Here is a 291-nt window from a genome sequence, read left to right as displayed (position 1 = left end):
TGACAGCCGGCTTGAGTGGTGTAGAGCAAAAGCAAAGGCGGTCAACTGTAGGAGCCGGCTTGCCGGCGATGGTCGTGAACGATGACGCAAAAATCCCGGCGAACTCAACACCCTGTGGGAGCTGGCTTGCCTGCGATGGCATCAACCGGGAATGCCTGTTTCACCGAGTTGTCTGCATCGCCGGCAAGCCGGCTCCTACAGGGGAATGCGATCGACAAACTCCACCGGTCGGCTACCAGGCCGCCGCGTTTGCTTTTGATTTTGATCTGAGGCGCCCCGTTAAACACGCTG

The 291-nt window shown here is 58.8% G+C and carries 1 pseudogene; it reads left to right on the top strand.

Annotated features, from left to right (window positions below):
• Positions 1-74: 74 nt before the first annotated feature.
• A pseudogene (locus HX792_RS30255) lies at positions 75-291 on the top strand (hypothetical protein); the annotation flags it as partial.

The sequence above is a fragment of the Pseudomonas sp. B6002 genome (assembly GCF_013385985.1).
GTDB lineage: Bacteria > Pseudomonadota > Gammaproteobacteria > Pseudomonadales > Pseudomonadaceae > Aquipseudomonas.
The sequence above is the reverse complement of the archived record's forward strand: the minus strand, read 5'-3'. Positions and strand labels throughout refer to the sequence as shown.